At 41.3% G+C, this 1,325-nt stretch carries 1 protein-coding gene; it reads left to right on the forward strand.

Annotated elements, in window-relative coordinates; translation table 11 throughout:
• Positions 1-1,325: AMP-binding protein (locus Q0976_RS23935; protein ID WP_299497373.1), on the forward strand; the 1,325-nt coding region annotated here is incomplete at both ends.

The following is a 1,325-nucleotide window of genomic DNA, read 5'->3' on the forward strand; positions in this document are numbered from 1 at the left end:
CAGAGTGGCTTGAGCCTCTGCATAGGTCAGCCCTTAAACAGTAAAGAAGTGAAGTTCTATTCGATAAAAACCCTATTAAATGTTCAAAGTGCCCTCGAGGTGAACGTTAATCTATCTGGAGAAAGTCCACTTTATATCAATTTTTCTTCCGGAACGACGGGTAAAGTGAAGGGGATAGAATGCTTGCATCAAGGGGTTCATCGTTTAGTCAAACGGACTAATTATATTGTATTGAACGAGCAAACCACCATGCTTTGTGCCTCTGCTACGGATTTCGATGCTTTTACATTGGAATTTTGGGGACCGCTTTTAAATGGTGGGGAGGTTTATATGTCGCTCTTGCCAATAGATACAAATAAATTACAACAGGGGATTGAACATCAAGGTGTCAATACTGTTTGGCTTACTGCCGCGTTATTTCACACGTTAGTTGAAATTGATGAGAAAAGTTTCGTGGGTTTGGAGCAATTATTGGTAGGAGGAGATGTGGTGTCGCCGCAACATGTTTCTCGAGTGTATCGAGCGGTGCCTAATATAAAAGTAGTTAATGGCTATGGTCCAACAGAAAACACCACTTTTACGTGTTGTTTCCCTATCCCTAAACATTGGAATGTGAGCGAAGCTCTGCCAATTGGTCGGCCGATAAATGGGACGGGGGTATTTATTTTAAACTCGAAGCAGATGCCGGTTGCTCCTGGCTGTATTGGCGAAATAGTCGTTACGGGGTTGGGTCTTGCTGGTCGATATTTAGATGCGGATTTAGAGGCGGGATGTTTTATATCACTGGAGCTTCCTGAAGGTAGGTTCAGAGCTTATCGAACGGGTGATTTAGGTTACCTTGATAATGAAGAGCAAGTGAGGTTTTTAGGACGACGGGATGCTCAAGTAAAAATCAATGGTTTTAGAATTGAGCTTACAGGGATTAATCAGAGTTTATTAGCCCATTCAAGTGTGCAAAGAGCAGAAACTTTAGTCATTGAAACAGGTGAAACCAAAAGTTTAGTCAGTTTTGTTTTATTAACTGAACAAAATGAAGCAAAGGCGTCAGTGTTTGAGCTAAAATTTCTTGTTACTGCGCTATCAGAAATATTGCCGAGTTATCAGCTACCAAAGGTTGTGCTGGCTGTACCTAATATGCCTATTACTGCCAATGGTAAATTAGACAGGCGTGCATTATTAGCCTACTTCTATGGCTGGCAGAAAACGGGTATGACGCGAAAGCTAACAGAAAAAGAACAGTTAATTGCAGGTATTTGGAAACAAGTTTTGGGTGAAGATACCGTTATTGAATCCGATTCCCACTTTTTTCAATTGGGTGGTAATTC

Origin of the sequence: uncultured Shewanella sp., from assembly GCF_947501665.1 — a bacterium.
Taxonomy (GTDB): Bacteria; Pseudomonadota; Gammaproteobacteria; order Enterobacterales; family Shewanellaceae; genus Shewanella.